This is a genomic window from Shewanella khirikhana (assembly GCF_003957745.1).
GTDB classification, from domain to species: domain Bacteria; phylum Pseudomonadota; class Gammaproteobacteria; order Enterobacterales; family Shewanellaceae; genus Shewanella; species Shewanella khirikhana.
This window is the reverse complement of record NZ_CP020373.1, coordinates 4,437,501-4,455,653: the sequence shown is the minus strand read 5'-3', so window position 1 is coordinate 4,455,653 and position 18,153 is coordinate 4,437,501. Positions and strand designations below refer to the sequence as shown.

The 18,153-nt window shown below is 53.9% G+C and carries 8 protein-coding genes, 2 tRNA genes and 5 rRNA genes (1 of these 15 cut by a window edge); 4 read left to right on the top strand and 11 right to left on the bottom strand.

Translation table 11 applies throughout. From position 1 onward, the window contains the following. Window positions 1-37 precede the first annotated feature (37 nt). Genes STH12_RS19710 through argC form a run of 3 tightly spaced genes read right to left on the bottom strand, consistent with a single transcriptional unit; the run spans window position 38 to window position 2,731 of the window. Entirely contained in the window at window positions 38-943 is a 906-nt protein-coding gene (locus tag STH12_RS19710; protein ID WP_126169117.1) for an ornithine carbamoyltransferase, read from the bottom strand. Window positions 944-954: 11 nt separating this feature from the next. Next, window positions 955-1,734 (bottom strand): acetylglutamate kinase, encoded by a 780-nt coding sequence (argB, locus tag STH12_RS19705; RefSeq protein ID WP_126169116.1) that lies wholly within the window; start codon window positions 1,732-1,734, stop codon window positions 955-957. Window positions 1,735-1,750: 16 nt separating this feature from the next. Beyond that, window positions 1,751-2,731 (bottom strand): N-acetyl-gamma-glutamyl-phosphate reductase, encoded by a 981-nt coding sequence (gene argC / locus STH12_RS19700; RefSeq protein ID WP_126169115.1) that lies wholly within the window; start codon window positions 2,729-2,731, stop codon window positions 1,751-1,753. Between the two features lie 272 nt (window positions 2,732-3,003). On the opposite strand from argC, the gene argE reads away from it, so the two are divergent. From argE to STH12_RS19685, 3 genes are all read left to right on the top strand, one after another. After that, the gene (argE, locus tag STH12_RS19695; RefSeq protein WP_126169114.1) at window positions 3,004-4,155 is read left to right on the top strand and encodes an acetylornithine deacetylase; all 1,152 of its coding nucleotides are present in this window, start codon (window positions 3,004-3,006) and stop codon (window positions 4,153-4,155) included. Between the two features lie 160 nt (window positions 4,156-4,315). Further along, on the top strand, window positions 4,316-6,952 hold the full coding sequence (ppc, locus tag STH12_RS19690; RefSeq protein ID WP_164551319.1) for a phosphoenolpyruvate carboxylase: 2,637 nt from the start codon (window positions 4,316-4,318) through the stop codon (window positions 6,950-6,952). Beyond that, complete coding sequence (locus STH12_RS19685) at window positions 6,949-7,485, top strand: YceB family lipoprotein (RefSeq protein ID WP_126169112.1); 537 nt, start codon at window positions 6,949-6,951, stop codon at window positions 7,483-7,485. Before ppc ends, STH12_RS19685 begins: the two co-directional genes overlap by 4 nt. Window positions 7,486-7,550: 65 nt before the next feature. Here STH12_RS19685 and STH12_RS19680 read toward each other — a convergent pair whose 3' ends face one another. The 4 genes from STH12_RS19680 to STH12_RS19665 all read right to left on the bottom strand — a co-directional run bounded on the left by STH12_RS19680 (window position 7,551) and on the right by STH12_RS19665 (window position 13,987). Beyond that, window positions 7,551-8,825: a CinA family nicotinamide mononucleotide deamidase-related protein gene (locus tag STH12_RS19680; RefSeq protein ID WP_126169111.1), complete on the bottom strand. Its 1,275-nt coding sequence runs from the start codon at window positions 8,823-8,825 to the stop codon at window positions 7,551-7,553. 194 nt (window positions 8,826-9,019) lie between these two features. Next, window positions 9,020-9,135: ribosomal RNA gene (gene rrf, locus STH12_RS19675) — 5S ribosomal RNA — on the bottom strand. A 138-nt stretch (window positions 9,136-9,273) separates the two neighbouring features. Next, window positions 9,274-12,167: ribosomal RNA gene (locus STH12_RS19670) — 23S ribosomal RNA — on the bottom strand. Window positions 12,168-12,442: 275 nt separating this feature from the next. Beyond that, window positions 12,443-13,987 (bottom strand): 16S ribosomal RNA (locus STH12_RS19665). 110 nt (window positions 13,988-14,097) lie between these two features. On the opposite strand from STH12_RS19665, the gene STH12_RS19660 reads away from it, so the two are divergent. Next, window positions 14,098-14,370: a hypothetical protein gene (locus STH12_RS19660; protein WP_126169110.1), complete on the top strand. Its 273-nt coding sequence runs from the start codon at window positions 14,098-14,100 to the stop codon at window positions 14,368-14,370. A gap of 1,033 nt (window positions 14,371-15,403) precedes the next feature. Here STH12_RS19660 and STH12_RS19655 read toward each other — a convergent pair. The 4 genes from STH12_RS19655 to STH12_RS19640 all read right to left on the bottom strand — a co-directional run. After that, a tRNA-Asp gene (locus STH12_RS19655) sits at window positions 15,404-15,480 on the bottom strand. Between the two features lie 23 nt (window positions 15,481-15,503). Next, window positions 15,504-15,619, bottom strand: a 5S ribosomal RNA gene (gene rrf / locus STH12_RS19650). 66 nt (window positions 15,620-15,685) lie between these two features. Next, window positions 15,686-15,761, bottom strand: a tRNA-Val gene (locus tag STH12_RS19645). An 85-nt stretch (window positions 15,762-15,846) separates the two neighbouring features. Continuing rightward, window positions 15,847-18,153, bottom strand: a 23S ribosomal RNA gene (locus tag STH12_RS19640) (it continues 587 nt past the right edge of the window). Together the 16S, 23S and 5S rRNA genes with 2 tRNA genes alongside form the textbook arrangement of a ribosomal RNA operon.

The window sequence follows — 18,153 nt, the reverse complement described above, 5'->3', positions numbered from 1 at the left end:
AAGGCGCCCCGGGCGCCGATTACTCATCAGATTGAATTTAACCGAGCAGTGTTACCAACACTGCATTTTGTGCATGCATGCGGTTTTCCGCCTGCGTCAGAATAAGCGAACCTTCACCGTCCATCACTTCGTCTGTCACTTCCACGCCGCGGTGGGCGGGCAGACAGTGCATGAAATGGCTGGCACCGGCCTTTTCCATCAGCGCCTTGTTTACCTGATAAGGAGCGAACTTAGCCTTGATATCCGCAAGCGACGTGCTGTCCCCCATGGAAATCCAGGTATCAGTGTAGATGGCATCGTGGCCTTCGATGGCGTTAACGTCCGAGGTCAACACTATCTCACCGCCATGCTCGCGCGCAATTCGCTGCGCCTGCTGCACTTCAAAGCCATCAGGAAAGTGACCTGGGGGACAGATCACTGTCATGCGGGCCCCGAGCAGCGCCGCGCCATACATCAGTGAGTGGCATACGTTATTGCCATCGCCGACGAAGGCGAGTCGCACCTTGGACAAGTCATCGAAATGCTCGGCCAGACTTTGGAAATCCGCCAGTCCCTGACAGGGGTGGTAGAGATCCGACAGCGCGTTAATCACAGGTACTGAACCATGTTCGGCCAGCCCCTGCACGGTTTCGTGGGCAAAGGTGCGCGCCACAATGGCATCGGCCCAGCAGGACAGGTTGGAGGCAAAGTCCTGCACCGATTCCCGCTTGCCCAGCGCACCATTTTGTTGATCCAGATACAGGCAGTGACCACCCAGCTTGTTGATACCGATATTGAAGCTGACGCGGGTACGAAGCGAAGGCTTCTCGAACAGCATCACCACACTCTTGCCAGCGAGGGCGCGGGAGTATTTGGCTGGATCGGCCTTAATTTCTGCGGCAAGCTTCAGCAGATCCAGCAATTGCGTTTGCGTCAGGTCTTTTATCGATATCAAATGTTTCATGGTCTTTTCTCCTAAGGTTGTATCTGTGTGCCCACGGCCTCACCCTTGATAAGTGCGGCCATCTGACCGCTGTCACGCCAGGAGGCAACCTGTACCGGCTGCCCCAGCCATTCGGCGACTTCCAAAGCCGCTTCCACTTTGACTTTCATGCCTTTTTCAATCACGCCCAGCTTTACCAGCTCATCGATTTGAGCGCGGCTGAGGCTGTCAATCAGGCTGCCTTTGCCATCCAGCACCCCGGACACATCCGACAGCAGCACCAGCTTGCCGCCGAGCAACTTGGCGAGCACAGAAGCGGCCTGGTCGGCGTTAACATTCAAAAGCTCACCTTCGTCGGTCATGGCGATGGAGCTGATGATTGGCAGCCAGCCCTGACTAAGAATAAATTCCAGCGCACCGGCATCTTGGGGGCTGACTTCACCCACCATGCCCAGACGCTCGTCTTTCACTACGGCGCTGACCATGTTGGCATCGCACAGGCTCATGCCCATGCTCACCACGCCCGCTTTGGCCGCAGCGCCCTGCAATAACTTATTGGAAGTGCCCGCCAGCGCGCCGGCAATAATCGGCATCTGCTCGGCAGGAGTAACCCGCAGGCCGTCGAGCTTGACGGTTTCCATGCCGTTGGCCTTGAGCTGCTCGTCCACCAGACAGCCGCCGCCATGCACCAGCACCACTTGCTGGCCCGACTCAAACAGCTTGGCGATGGTATCCATCAGCCGGGTCATGCCCATCTCGCACTGCAGCAGTGCGCCGCCTACTTTTAAAACCAATACCTTGTTTACTGACATCCCGATGCTCTCCATCTCAAACGCCAAAATGAATCTTTATGCACTGATGTGCCTGACTGGCAGCGCCTTTCATCAGGTTGTCGATGGCACTCGCCACCACCAAATAGCCGCTGTCTTCATCGAACTTCCAACCCAGGTGGCAATTGGGGGTATGCACCACATCATCCACCTTGGGGAATTGGCCTTCTTTTACCGTCACTATTGGGCTCTGGTCATACACGCCATAGGCCTTTTCGACATCAGCTCGGCTGGTGCCAGGCTTTAACTGCACTGTGATAGTGGCCAGAATGCCACGCTTAAAATTGCCAAGGTGCGGAGTGAAGATCACTTCCTGCCCCAGTTGAGTGGCGATTTCAGGCTGATGTCTGTGGCCCAGTACACCGTAGGGGGTCAGGCTCACTTCGCAAAAACTGGTATGCAGCTGTGCCTTACGGCCAGCGCCGGTCACGCCGCTGACGGCATTGATCACCGGGCGGGCTTCAGTCAACAGCGCCTTCAACGGCTTAAGCGCGGTAAGAGACGCGGTGGGATAGCAGCCAGGCACCGCAATCATGCGGGTGCTGGCAATGGCATCGGCGTTCCACTCGGCCAGACCATAAACCGCCTCGGCCAACACCTCTGGGTGGCTGTGTTCGAAGCCGTACCACTTGGGATACTGAGCGGTATCGGCAAACCGGAATGCACCGCTCAAATCAAATACTGCCAGCCCCTGCTGGTAGAAATACGCCGCCAGCTCCAGTGACACCGAGTGCTCGGTGGCCAGCGCCACAGCATCGGCCTCGGCCACAATGGCCGCCTTGGCTTCACTGCTTAAAGGTGAGAGCGTCAAAGAAAGATGACTATAGGCCGGATACAAGTCGGCAAGGGCCTTGCCTTTGTCTGCGCTGCCTTCAGAAACATAGAGTCCCTGAACCGCAAACGCAGGATCGGCAGCAATCAGGGCGGTTAACTGTGCCCCTGTGTAACCACTGGCACCAATGATGGCGATCTTTTTCATGAATATTTGATTCTTAAAACAATTTTAAAGATATGTGGATTGAGTATCCCGTGGATGGGCGGGACGAGCCCCGGCGATAACGCCTGATGCCACGACTATCGTCGCAGCGTATGGAGGTGTGCAGGCAGTGTGTGGGATTTGATGTTTAAATAAACCATTTTCTCTCTCTGCTCGAGGCCTTCGCTATGGTGCTCGTTCCAGCTGTTTGCTAGACTAACACAACCCTTTAATTATGCAACACGCATGAATAACTATTTTTCAGGATTTACCCAGTGAACCGCATCCCAGAACTCAAGAGTCGCTTTTCTTCGCTTATTTACGCTCCATCTATCAGCGCATCAGAGCCTGAGCTGGATATGAGTAACCATTCAGTTATCGCCATGCTCAGCGACTGGTTTTCCACCCTGGGGTTTCAGTGTGAAATATCCAAGGTAGCAGCCACACGTGACAAACAGAATTTAGTGGCAAAAATCGGCAGTGGTGAAGGCGGGATTTTGCTGGCGGGTCACACTGACACAGTGCCATTCGATGAAGGCCGCTGGAGCCAGGATCCGTTCACACTGACCGAGAAAGACGACCGCTGGTACGGCCTTGGCAGCTGCGATATGAAAGGCTTTTTCGCCCTGGTGCTGGAAGCGGTAAAAGATCTGCCACTGGATAAACTCAAGAAGCCTGTCTACATCTTTGCCAGTGCCGATGAAGAAACCACCATGGAAGGCGCCAGGGCCTTTGCCGCCAATACCAATATTCGCCCCGACTACGCCATCATAGGCGAGCCCACGGACCTTAAACCCGTATATATGCATAAAGGCCATCTGGCACAGGGGATACGCATTACCGGCCGCAGCGGTCATTCATCGGACCCGGCGCGCGGACTCAATGCCATTGAAATCATGCACAAAGTTATTGGACAGCTTCTGAAACTCAAACAGCACCTTGCCGATAACTACCGCGAAGATGCCTTCAGCGTGCCCTATCCCACCATGAACTTTGGCCATATCCACGGCGGTGACGCCGCCAACCGGATTTGTGGCTGCTGCGATCTGCATTTGGATATCAGGCCATTGCCGGGCATGTCGCTGGAAGACCTCGAGCTGATGCTGCTGAACTACCTTGGCGATATCAGCCACGAATATCCAGGCTCAGTGGAAATCCGCACCCTCTACCCCGGCAGCGAAGCCTTTGCCGGCGTCCGTGACAGCGGCTGGACCAAGCTGGTCGAGAGCCTCAGCGGCCAGCAGGCCGAAGTGGTGAACTACGCCACCGAAGCCCCCTACATCAACAAACTGGGTTGCCAAACCCTGGTATTGGGTCCCGGCAGCATCAATCAGGCCCATCAGCCCGATGAATATTTAGCAATGGATCAACTAAAACCCACGGTGGAATTATTAAAACAGTTGATTTACAAGGCCTGCATTCAATAAATCACAAACCGACCTCTGAAATACCACAATTGGACTGACCAATTGACCTTGGTCAGTTGACCCCGAACGCAGGGCTGTTTATTGTGCTTGAACGGCTTTGGCTGAGATCTGTAACCCCGTGAATGGAGATACCATGACAGACGTAAAGGGTACCGAGAAAGTGACAGACATGTATGCCCAGCTGAGGGCCAACGTGGGCATGATGGGGCAAATCCTGGGTGACACTATGAAGGATCACCTGGGCGAGGCGTTTCTGGAAAAAGTCGAGCAAATCCGACTGCTCGCCAAAGACAGCCGCAGCGGCGATGACCAGGCGAGGGAAAAAATGCTGGCCCTGCTCGGTCAACTGCCCGATGAAGAACTGGTGCCTTTCGTTAAAGCCTTTAACCAGTTTCTGAACCTGGCCAATATTGCCGAACAATTCCATACCATCAGCCGCAATTGCGATGAGCTGGTGTGTGTACCCGACCCGGTTGAGCAGCTGCTGGGCCGTATGCTGGGTGGCAAGGTTGATGAAAAGCAGATGCTGGCCACCTTAAAAACACTGGACATAGATCTGGTGCTGACTGCGCACCCAACCGAGATCTCCCGCCGCACCCTTATTCAGAAATATTCCGCCATTGTGGATTGCCTGCAGGATCTGGAAAATCCGCAGCTCACCGAGCGCGAGCACAAAAACGGCATGCTGAGACTGCGTCAGCTGATTGCCCAGATCTGGCACACCAACGAAATTCGTCGTGAACGGCCCACCCCGGTTGATGAAGCCCGCTGGGGACTCTCCACCATAGAAAGCTCGCTCTGGCATGCGGTACCTGACTTCCTGCGCCAACTGAACGATCAGGTTGAAGAAGTCACCGGCTCGCAAATTCCCACCGACATGGCGCCGGTACGCTTCTCCAGCTGGATGGGCGGCGATCGCGATGGCAACCCGTTTGTGACCGCCAAAGTGACCGCCGAGGTACTGGACCGTAACCGCCACACCGCCGCACGCCTGTATCTGAAGGACGTGGTCGAGCTGGTGAACGAGCTATCGATGGAAGAAGCCAACGCCGAGCTCAAGGCCTACAGCAACAACTCCTGCGAGCCATATCGTGACGTACTGCGCTGCCTGCGCAGCAAACTGCGAAACACCATCGACTATCTCAACGCCCGCCTCGAAGGTCACAACCCCGAGGTGGTACGCGAGCAAATCATTTGGGAACAACAGGATCTGGAACAGCCGCTGAAACTGCTGTACCAAAGCCTGTGTGACTCGGGCATGCGCCTGATTGCCAATGGCCGTCTGCTGGACATGCTGCGCCGTCTGGCCTGCTTCGGCATCCATATGCTGCGGCTTGATATTCGCCAGGACGCCGGCCGCCACGAAGCCGCCATTGCCGAGCTGACCCGTTATCTTGGCTTGGGTGACTACGCCCACTGGAGCGAGGCCGAGAAGCAGGCGTTCCTGCTGAAAGAGCTCAGCGGTCGCAGGCCGCTGATCCCTGCCAACTGGCAGCCATCGGAGGAAGTTGCCGAAGTACTGGCCACTTGCCGTCTGGTCGGCACTCAGCCGCAGCAGGCGCTGGGCTCTTACGTGATCTCCATGGCGAGCCTGCCATCGGATGTACTGGCGGTGCTGCTGCTTTTGAAAGAATCCGGCTGCCGCTATCCCATCCGGGTAGTACCCCTGTTCGAGACCCTCGACGATTTGAACAATGCCGCCGACTGTATCACGGCGCTTTTGGATATCGACTGGTACCGCGGTTACACCAAGGGCATGCAGGAAGTAATGATTGGTTACTCCGACTCCGCCAAGGATGCCGGGGTAATGGCCGCAGCCTGGGCTCAGTATCGCGCCCAGGAACAACTGGTGAAGGTGTGCAAGAACGCGGGCGTGAAGCTGACGCTGTTCCACGGCCGCGGCGGCACCATCGGCCGTGGCGGTGGTCCTGCCCACAAGGCGATTTTGTCGCAGCCACCCGGCAGCGTCGATGGTCGCATTCGGGTAACCGAGCAAGGCGAGATGATCCGCTTTAAGTTCGGTCTGCCAAAGCTTGCGGTACAGTCACTGGCGCTCTACACCTCGGCAGTACTGGAAGCGACACTGCTGCCACCACCCGAGCCCAAGCCTGAGTGGCGCAGCGCCATGCAGCGCATCGCCGATGAATCGGTTGAAGCCTATCGCGGCATAGTGCGTCAGGAGCCCGACTTCGTGCCTTACTTCCGCGCCGCCACTCCAGAGGTGGAGCTGGGCAAGCTGCCACTTGGCAGTCGTCCGGCCAAGCGCCGGATCGATGGAGGTATCGAGAGTCTGCGTGCTATCCCGTGGATTTTCGCCTGGTCGCAAAACCGCCTGATGCTGCCCGCCTGGCTCGGTGCCGGCGAAGCGCTGAAAGCCGCAGCAGACCGTGGCGAGCTTGGGCTGCTGCGGGAAATGGAGCAGGACTGGCCCTTCTTCAATACCCGCATTTCCATGCTGGAGATGGTGTACAGCAAGGCCGAGCCAAATCTGGCCCGTTACTACGAGCAGTGTCTGGTGCCTGAACCGCTGCATCACCTGGGGGTTACCCTGCGTGAACGTCTGGCCCTCGGCATCGATGCCGTGCTGACGCTTACCGGTGAAGACAGCCTGATGGCCCACACGCCGTGGAACCGTGAGTCAGTAAGGCTCAGAAATCCTTATATAGACCCGCTGAACTTCCTGCAGGCAGAACTTCTTGGCCGTACCCGCCGTGAACAAACGCCATCGGAATCTGTACAACTGGCGCTGATGCTCACCATTGCGGGTGTGGCAGCAGGCATGAGGAACACCGGATGATCCGGCTGCTGGCGGTGTCGGCGCTGCTGTTGCTGTCTGGCTGCGTTAGCCAGTACAGCATCACAGAGCGGGAAATGGCATCCTATCTCAATAAGGAGATTGGCCTTGAGGTAAAAGACAACTCTGGGCCGCTGGGGGCCCGGGTGTCGGTCAATCAGATAGAGGTAAAGCTTGGCCACAAGGCGGATACCATGGCGGTCACGGCAACCAGTCTGGCCGAAGTGAAGACGCCGCTTATTCCGCTGCGGGCAACCCTCACCACCACTTTCGAGGCCAAGCCCTGGTACGACAAACAGGCCCACGGGGTGTACCTGAGGGACTTGCAACTGGTGGATGTGAGTGCCAATCCAGCGGAGCTTAAGCGCTTATTGCAGGATTTGGCCCCTGAGCTGATGCGGGTGGTGAGAAGCTTCCTCGAAAGCCAACCTGTGTATGTACTGGACACCGACGATACGGCTCAGGCCAAACTGGCCGAAATGACCGAGCGGATCACAGTGAAACCCGGCAAGCTGGTGCTGGAATTCACGCCCTGAGAACTGGACTTAGCACAAATAAAAACGCGGCCCTGGAGCCGCGTTTTTTCATCTGGATAAGCTAATTACTTGGGATAGCGGCTGATGGAGCTGTAGTCCACAATCACCGCCTCACCATTGAGCTCACGGCGCAGCATGTCATAAGCCACGGCTGCACTCACTTTACGCACCATGTCACGGGAGCGGCGCGGTAACTTCACCATCTGACTGTACACACCGCCCTTGGTCGCAAGAGCAATCGCCACAGTACCAACCGGCTTTTCCTCTGTCCCGCCATCAGGGCCTGCAATGCCACTGGTGGCCAGTGCAAAGTCGCTGTCCAGAATAGCTCGGGCGCCCCTGGCCATCTCTTCAACGGTTTGAATAGACACGGCGCCATAGTCGTCCAGCGTCTGCGGCGACACCCCAAGCACTCTGACCTTGGACTCATTGCTGTAGGTCACCAGCCCCTGATGCAAATAGGAGGAGCTGCCGGGGAAACCAACCAACTGACTGGTGATAAGCCCGCCGGTGCATGACTCAGCCACACTGAGGCTCATGCCGGAATTGTGCAGTCTGGCGTGGATCTCCTCCTCCAGTGAGGTACGGTTCTCGGCCACCACCACATTGCCAAGTCGCTCAGCGATTTCATCGGTTACCGCCTCAAGCGCCTTAATAGCATCGCCGCCACGGGCAAACACCTTGATCTCGATATAAGGCATAAAGGAGCGATAACCGAGCGTGATACCCTCAGGCAAAACCATGGTTTCAAGTTCATCCGCCAGCGATGACTCACCGCGCCCCAAGGTCAGCAGCTTACGCAGTGCTACCTGACTACCCGCATCAAAGGTTTGTTTCACAAAGAGCAGGAATTGCTCTTCCACCATCTGCTTAAACTCAAACGGCACTCCGGGGGTGAAGAACAGCCAGGCGCGGTTGAGTTTTACCCTGAAGCCACAGGCCGTGCCGACCGGGTTATCCACCATCACGGCTGATTCTGGCAACCAGGCCTGCTTGATATTGCTCTTTGGCATTTCACGGCCATGGCGGGTAAACCAGTCGTGCAGGCGCTCGGCCCACTCAGCGTTCTCTACCAGGGATTCTCCCTTGGCTTTGGCCATAGCTTCGGCGGACATATCATCAGAAGTCGGGCCCAAGCCACCATTGACCAATATCACGTCGGCGTGCAGGCTTCGCTCTTGAAACACCGCCACCAGATCCTCAAGCCGGTCCCCTACAGTCACCCGCCGCTGCACTTCTATACCGTTTTCCATCATCAGGTTGGCAAACCAGGCGGCATTGGTATCCACTATCTGTCCTGCAAGCACCTCTTCACCGGTGCAAATCATCTCAAGCTTCATGCCTGCTCCTTCGATATAAGTTGGCTATAAGGTAGGGAAGCCCTTAAGTCATAGCAATAGCCTGCTGTGCATCTTAAGTATTAAATGGCCGTTAACGGCAATGCCGATGGTAAAACGAATAAGAAATGGGAAAATTTGAAAGCACAGAAACGCAAAAAGGCCACCCGTCTGGGTGGCCTCTTCACTTATTAGGCGTCTGGCAATGACCTACTCTCACATGGGGAGACCCCACACTACCATCGGCGCTGCTCCGTTTCACTACTGAGTTCGGAATGGGATCAGGTGGGACCAGAGCGCTATTGTCACCAGACAAATTCATTATGTCCCCGCCTTTGGGCAAGAACATGCAATTCGGAAAGCTGATGCTCTATCGAGCCTGAGTTATCACTTCAATCAAGTCTGGTTTCTTCAAGACTATCTATTACCATCTGAAACCCATCTGGGTTGTATGGTTAAGCCGCACGAGTCATTAGTACAGGTTAGCTCAACGCCTCACAACGCTTACACACCCTGCCTATCAACGTCCTGGTCTCGGACGGCTCTTCAGTGGACTCAAGGTCCAAGGGAAGACTCATCTTGGGGCTCGCTTCCCGCTTAGATGCTTTCAGCGGTTATCGATTCCGAACGTAGCTACCGGGCAATGCCATTGGCATGACAACCCGAACACCAGCGGTTCGTTCACTCCGGTCCTCTCGTACTAGGAGCAACCCCCCTCAATCTTCCAACGCCCACGGCAGATAGGGACCGAACTGTCTCACGACGTTCTGAACCCAGCTCGCGTACCACTTTAAATGGCGAACAGCCATACCCTTGGGACCGACTTCAGCCCCAGGATGTGATGAGCCGACATCGAGGTGCCAAACACCGCCGTCGATATGAACTCTTGGGCGGTATCAGCCTGTTATCCCCGGAGTACCTTTTATCCGTTGAGCGATGGCCCTTCCATACAGAACCACCGGATCACTATGACCTACTTTCGTACCTGCTCGACGTGTCTGTCTCGCAGTTAAGCTGGCTTGTGCCATTACACTAACCACACGATGTCCGACCGTGTTTAGCCAACCTTCGTGCTCCTCCGTTACTCTTTGGGAGGAGACCGCCCCAGTCAAACTACCCACCAGGCACTGTCCCTAGTCCAGATTCATGGACCGAGGTTAGAACACCAACACTACAAGGGTGGTATTTCAAGATTGACTCCACGAGAACTGGCGTTCCCGCTTCAAAGTCTCCCACCTATCCTACACATGTAGGGTCAATGTTCAGTGCCAAGCTATAGTAAAGGTTCACGGGGTCTTTCCGTCTAGCCGCGGGTATACGGCATCTTCACCGCAATTTCAACTTCACTGAGTCTCGGCTGGAGACAGCGTGGCCATCATTACGCCATTCGTGCAGGTCGGAACTTACCCGACAAGGAATTTCGCTACCTTAGGACCGTTATAGTTACGGCCGCCGTTTACCGGGGCTTCGATCATGAGCTTCTCTTGCGATAACCCAATCAATTAACCTTCCGGCACCGGGCAGGCGTCACACCGTATACTTCCTCTTGCGAGTTTGCACAGTGCTGTGTTTTTGATAAACAGTTGCAGCCACCTGGTATCTGCGACTGCCAGCAGCTTAAGGAGCAAGTCCCATCACCGCCAGCAGCGTACCTTCTCCCGAAGTTACGGTACCATTTTGCCTAGTTCCTTCAGCCGAGTTCTCTCAAGCGCCTTGGTATTCTCTACCCGACCACCTGTGTCGGTTTGGGGTACGATTCCTGCTAACCTGAAGCTTAGAAGATTTTCCTGGAAGCATGGCATCAACCACTTCAGTGCCGTAGCACCTCGTCATCAGCTCTCGGTATATATGTGCCCGGATTTGCCTAAGCACACTACCTACCACCTTAAACACGGACAACCAACGCCGTGCTGGCCTAGCCTTCTCCGTCTCTCCATCGCAGTTAGCAGAAGTACGGGAATATTAACCCGTTTCCCATCGACTACGCCTTTCGGCCTCGCCTTAGGGGTCGACTCACCCTGCCCCGATTAACGTTGGACAGGAACCCTTGGTCTTTCGGCGAGGGGGTTTTTCACCCCCTTTATCGTTACTCATGTCAGCATTCGCACTTCTGATACCTCCAGTGTGGGTTACCCCTTCACCTTCAACGGCTTACAGAACGCTCCTCTACCGCGTACACGTTATCGTGTACACCCGTAGCTTCGGTGAATTGCTTAGCCCCGTTACATCTTCCGCGCAGGCCGACTCGACTAGTGAGCTATTACGCTTTCTTTAAATGATGGCTGCTTCTAAGCCAACATCCTAGCTGTCTAAGCCTTCCCACATCGTTTCCCACTTAGCAATTACTTTGGGACCTTAGCTGACGGTCTGGGTTGTTTCCCTTTTGACGACGGACGTTAGCACCCGCCGTCTGTCTCCCGGATAGCACTCTTTGGTATTCGGAGTTTGCAAAGGGTTGGTAAGTCGGGATGACCCCCTAGCCTTAACAGTGCTCTACCCCCAAAGGTGTTCGTCCGAGGCGCTACCTAAATAGCTTTCGAGGAGAACCAGATATCTCCCGGTTTGATTGGCCTTTCACCCCCAGCCACAAGTCATCCGCTAATTTTTCAACATTAGTCGGTTCGGTCCTCCAGTTGATGTTACTCAACCTTCAACCTGCCCATGGCTAGATCACCGGGTTTCGGGTCTACGCCTTGCAACTAAACGCGCAGTTAACACTCGGTTTCCCTACGGCTCCGCTATTCGCTTAACCTCGCTACAAAACGTAAGTCGCTGACCCATTATACAAAAGGTACGCAGTCACGGTCTCAAGAACCGCTCCCACTGCTTGTACGTATACGGTTTCAGGTTCTATTTCACTCCCCTCACAGGGGTTCTTTTCGCCTTTCCCTCACGGTACTGGTTCACTATCGGTCAGTCAGGAGTATTTAGCCTTGGAGGATGGTCCCCCCATGTTCAGACAACATATCACGTGTGCCGCCTTACTCGATTTCATCATCGGTTAGTTGTCGTGTACGGGACTGTCACCCTGTACCGTTGCGCTTTCCAACGCATTCCACTAACACCCCGAAGACTTAAGGGCTAATCCCCGTTCGCTCGCCGCTACTGAGGGAATCTCGGTTGATTTCTTTTCCTGAGGGTACTTAGATGTTTCAGTTCCCCTCGTTCGCCTCACTAAGCTATGTATTCACTTAGTGATGACACCTTATGGTGCCGGGTTTCCCCATTCGGACATCGCTGGCTATAACGGTTGTTACTACCTCACCAACGCTTTTCGCAAGTTACTACGTCCTTCATCGCCTCTGACTGCCAAGGCATCCACCGTATACGCTTAGTCGCTTAACCATACAACCCGGATGAGTTTCCTCACCGCGCTGTATTGCAACCAGCTGGTTTTCGATAGTTCATTTTACTGAACTCGCCTTGAAGAATTTCCAAAACACTTGATTGAAGTGTTTGAGAACTCAATTTTTGTATTCATCAATCCAACTCCGAAGAGTCAGTTTGATTTCTACTATCAGCTTTCCAAATTGTTAAAGAGCATATCGCCTTACGGCAATATCAGGTTCTAAGACAAACCTATCTGTGTGAACACTCAGCAGGATAATGTGTCGCTTAGGTAAGGAGGTGATCCAGCCCCAGGTTCCCCTAGGGCTACCTTGTTACGACTTCACCCCAGTCATGAACCACACCGTGGTAAACGCCCTCCCGAAGGTTAAGCTATCTACTTCTGGTGCAGCCCACTCCCATGGTGTGACGGGCGGTGTGTACAAGGCCCGGGAACGTATTCACCGTGGCATTCTGATCCACGATTACTAGCGATTCCGACTTCATGGAGTCGAGTTGCAGACTCCAATCCGGACTACGACCGGCTTTATGAGATTAGCTCCACCTCGCGGCTTCGCAACCCTCTGTACCGACCATTGTAGCACGTGTGTAGCCCTACTCGTAAGGGCCATGATGACTTGACGTCGTCCCCACCTTCCTCCGGTTTATCACCGGCAGTCTCCCTAAAGTTCCCGGCATTACCCGCTGGCAAGTAAGGATAAGGGTTGCGCTCGTTGCGGGACTTAACCCAACATTTCACAACACGAGCTGACGACAGCCATGCAGCACCTGTCTCAGAGTTCCCGAAGGCACCAATCCATCTCTGGAAAGTTCTCTGGATGTCAAGAGTAGGTAAGGTTCTTCGCGTTGCATCGAATTAAACCACATGCTCCACCGCTTGTGCGGGCCCCCGTCAATTCATTTGAGTTTTAACCTTGCGGCCGTACTCCCCAGGCGGTCTACTTAATGCGTTAGCTTGAGAGCCCAGTGTTCAAGACACCAAACTCCGAGTAGACATCGTTTACGGCGTGGACTACCAGGGTATCTAATCCTGTTTGCTCCCCACGCTTTCGTGCCTGAGCGTCAGTCTTTGTCCAGGGGGCCGCCTTCGCCACCGGTATTCCTCCAGATCTCTACGCATTTCACCGCTACACCTGGAATTCTACCCCCCTCTACAAGACTCTAGTCTGCCAGTTCGAAATGCAGTTCCCAGGTTGAGCCCGGGGCTTTCACATCTCGCTTAACAGACCGCCTGCGCACGCTTTACGCCCAGTAATTCCGATTAACGCTTGCACCCTCCGTATTACCGCGGCTGCTGGCACGGAGTTAGCCGGTGCTTCTTCTGTGGGTAACGTCACAGCTGATAGGTATTAACCATCAACCTTTCCTCCCCACTGAAAGTGCTTTACAACCCGAAGGCCTTCTTCACACACGCGGCATGGCTGGATCAGGGTTTCCCCCATTGTCCAATATTCCCCACTGCTGCCTCCCGTAGGAGTCTGGACCGTGTCTCAGTTCCAGTGTGGCTGTCCATCCTCTCAGAACAGCTAGGGATCGTCGCCTAGGTGAGCCATTACCTCACCTACTAGCTAATCCCGCCTGGGTTCATCCAATCGCGGAAGGCCCGAAGGTCCCCTCCTTTCCCCCGTAGGGCGTATGCGGTATTAGCAGTCGTTTCCAACTGTTATCCCCCTCGATTGGGCAGATCCCCAGGTATTACTCACCCGTCCGCCGCTCGCCGGCGAAGATAGCAAGCTATCTTCCCGCTGCCGCTCGACTTGCATGTGTTAGGCCTGCCGCCAGCGTTCAATCTGAGCCATGATCAAACTCTTCAATTAAAGTTTTGGTCTCAATGAATTTCTGCTGTCATGCTTCTGCATGAAAACTCTTTCATTGATAAAATCGTTTTGTCGACTTCATCAACCTGCGAGTATCCACACAGATTTGCTTGTCTTATCTGATTTTTAAAGAACATCCGGTCGCGCTTGGCTCACCGGGTCAGGGCTGCGTATTCTACGCTTTCCTGATTTCGCGTCAAGCAGTTTTTGCAAACTTTCTTTTCGCGCCGTTGAAACTCGCTTTCGCTCATCTCAACTCCCTTCACAACCCGCTACGCTTAGCGCCGCTTGCCGTGTCAGTGGATGCGCATTATAGGGGCACCAAACTTTTGCGCAAGGGCTTTTTCCATCTTTTTTCGATCTTTTTTGATATTCCGAGATAACCACTTATTAAGCACACCAAACCCACAACTTATCCACAGAAAACACGTGTGACGATAGAAAAATGCCGAAATATTATACCCGACAATATCGTTTATTTTTCTGTCACTTAGTTAATTAACGCGATCATCCAGGCAACATAAAAGCAACTAAATGGACTCTCAAGGCACATTCTGCCGATAGCCTTCATATTTATGCTTTTGCCTGAAGAGCAAGCCAGAGTAAATATTCGGCAATCCAATCCCTATTTCTACCGTGAACATACTTTGGATATCTGCTTCACAAGAACACCTATAGTGATTGAATTCATCAACTCTATCGTCCTGTTCAGTCAGGTCACAAAATTGGAGCACCTTAGCTATATGTAGATAGAAGTTGGCGAGCAGATTTTCGAGTCGAGAAATAGGACAAAACTGCAATAACAACAGGCAAAAAATAGCCGGGGCACTGAATAATCTGACACTGGAGATATAAGTTTAATTGCTCTTTTAGTTGCAAAGCTGCTGTATGACTGCTCCAGGCTTCAATATTCCCAAGTCAGGGCAGTTCATCAGCCAGAAATCCACATCCAGTTTGTCCTGGGATCTATTGTGAATAAGCCTCCGCATTTTCATTTATCCCCCGCAATCCACAAAGCACGACGAAACTTCAATTTATGAGTGGAGGACTGGAGACACATAACGAAAAAGCCCCGTCATTTATGTCGGGCACGCCCAGTGGAGGCTTCATATATGTTGGCGGAGCGGACGGGAGTCATCGGGGACGCCTAGTTGCGCACGGCCAGTGCCGCGACCTGGAGGCCGCAGGGCTCCGTCGCAGGAAACAAAACGCAAAAAGCCCCATCCGAAGATGAGGCTTTTCACTTAAGTTTGTGGGCGAGTGTGGCACAGCCACAAGGCTACGAGCGCGAAGCTTTAGCGTAGCAGGGGCGGATTTATCCGCAACGCCACAACACCAAGTGCACATGTTACCAAGTGCAAATGCTGTGGAACGAAAAAAGCCTCTGCATTACTGCAGAGGCTTTCGTCTTTAAGTTGGCGGAGCGGACGGGACTCGAACCCGCGACCCCCGGCGTGACAGGCCGGTATTCTAACCAACTGAACTACCGCTCCTTTGGGCTAGGCCCAAATTAGGTGCTTGGCAATGACCTACTCTCACATGGGGAGACCCCACACTACCATCGGCGCTGCTCCGTTTCACTACTGAGTTCGGAATGGGATCAGGTGGGACCAGAGCGCTATTGTCACCAAGCAAATTCGTTATGCCCTCGCTTTTTGGCAAGAACATGCAATTCGGAAAGCTGCTTTGCAGTAAATATGGTGGTCGCTACTGGGATCGAACCAGTGACCCCCTCCTTGTAAGGGAGGTGCTCTCCCGGCTGAGCTAAGCGACCGGTATTCTGTGCTATTGAGTTATCACTTCAATCAAGTCTGGTTTCTTCAAGACTATCTACACCATCTGAAACCCATCTGGGTTGTATGGTTAAGCCGCACGAGTCATTAGTACAGGTTAGCTCAACGCCTCACAACGCTTACACACCCTGCCTATCAACGTCCTGGTCTCGGACGGCTCTTCAGTGGACTCAAGGTCCAAGGGAAGACTCATCTTGGGGCTCGCTTCCCGCTTAGATGCTTTCAGCGGTTATCGATTCCGAACGTAGCTACCGGGCAATGCCATTGGCATGACAACCCGAACACCAGCGGTTCGTTCACTCCGGTCCTCTCGTACTAGGAGCAACCCCCCTCAATCTTCCAACGCCCACGGCAGATAGGGACCGAACTGTCTCACGACGTTCTGAACCCAGCTCGCGTACCACTTTAAATGGCGAACAGCCATACCCTTGGGACCGACTTCAGCCCCAGGATGTGATGAGCCGACATCGAGGTGCCAAACACCGCCGTCGATATGAACTCTTGGGCGGTATCAGCCTGTTATCCCCGGAGTACCTTTTATCCGTTGAGCGATGGCCCTTCCATACAGAACCACCGGATCACTATGACCTACTTTCGTACCTGCTCGACGTGTCTGTCTCGCAGTTAAGCTGGCTTGTGCCATTACACTAACCACACGATGTCCGACCGTGTTTAGCCAACCTTCGTGCTCCTCCGTTACTCTTTGGGAGGAGACCGCCCCAGTCAAACTACCCACCAGGCACTGTCCCTAGTCCAGATTCATGGACCGAGGTTAGAACACCAACACTACAAGGGTGGTATTTCAAGATTGACTCCACGAGAACTGGCGTTCCCGCTTCAAAGTCTCCCACCTATCCTACACATGTAGGGTCAATGTTCAGTGCCAAGCTATAGTAAAGGTTCACGGGGTCTTTCCGTCTAGCCGCGGGTATACGGCATCTTCACCGCAATTTCAACTTCACTGAGTCTCGGCTGGAGACAGCGTGGCCATCATTACGCCATTCGTGCAGGTCGGAACTTACCCGACAAGGAATTTCGCTACCTTAGGACCGTTATAGTTACGGCCGCCGTTTACCGGGGCTTCGATCATGAGCTTCTCTTGCGATAACCCAATCAATTAACCTTCCGGCACCGGGCAGGCGTCACACCGTATACTTCCTCTTGCGAGTTTGCACAGTGCTGTGTTTTTGATAAACAGTTGCAGCCACCTGGTATCTGCGACTGCCAGCAGCTTAAGGAGCAAGTCCCATCACCGCCAGCAGCGTACCTTCTCCCGAAGTTACGGTACCATTTTGCCTAGTTCCTTCAGCCGAGTTCTCTCAAGCGCCTTGGTATTCTCTACCCGACCACCTGTGTCGGTTTGGGGTACGATTCCTGCTAACCTGAAGCTTAGAAGATTTTCCTGGAAGCATGGCATCAACCACTTCAGTGCCGTAGCACCTCGTCATCAGCTCTCGGTATATATGTGCCCGGATTTGCCTAAGCACACTACCTACCACCTTAAACACGGACAACCAACGCCGTGCTGGCCTAGCCTTCTCCGTCTCTCCATCGCAGTTAGCAGAAGTACGGGAATATTAACCCGTTTCCCATCGACTACGCCTTTCGGCCTCGCCTTAGGGGTCGACTCACCCTGCCCCGATTAACGTTGGACAGGAACCCTTGGTCTTTCGGCGAGGGGGTTTTTCACCCCCTTTATCGTTACTCATGTCAGCATTCGCACTTCTGATACCTCCAGTGTGGGTTACCCCTTCACCTTCAACGGCTTACAGAACGCTCCTCTACCGCGTACACGTTATCGTGTACACCCGTAGCTTCGGTGAATTGCTTAGCCCCGTTACATCTTCCGCGCAGGCCGACTCGACTAGTGAGCTATTACGCTTTCTTTAAATGATGGCTGCTTCTAAGCCAACATCCTAGCTGTCTAAGCCTTCCCACATCGTTTCCCACTTAGCAATTACTTTGGGACCTTAGCTGACGGTCTGGGTTGTTTCCCTTTTGACGACGGACGTTAGCACCCGCCGTCTGTCTCCCGGATAGCACTCTTTGGTATTCGGAGTTTGCAAAGGGTTGGTAAGTCGGGATGACCCCCTAGCCTTAACAGTGCTCTACCCCCAAAGGTGTTCGTCCGAGGCGCTACCTAAATAGCTTTCGAGGAGAACCAGATATCTCCCGGTTTGATTGGCCTTTCACCCCCAGCCACAAGTCATCCGCTAATTTTTCAACATTAGTCGGTTCGGTCCTCCAGTTGATGTTACTCAACCTTCAACCTGCCCATGGCTAGATCACCGGGTTTCGGGTCTACGCCTTGCAACTAAACGCGCAGTTAACACTCGGTTTCCCTACGGCTCCGCTATTCGCTTAACCTCGCTA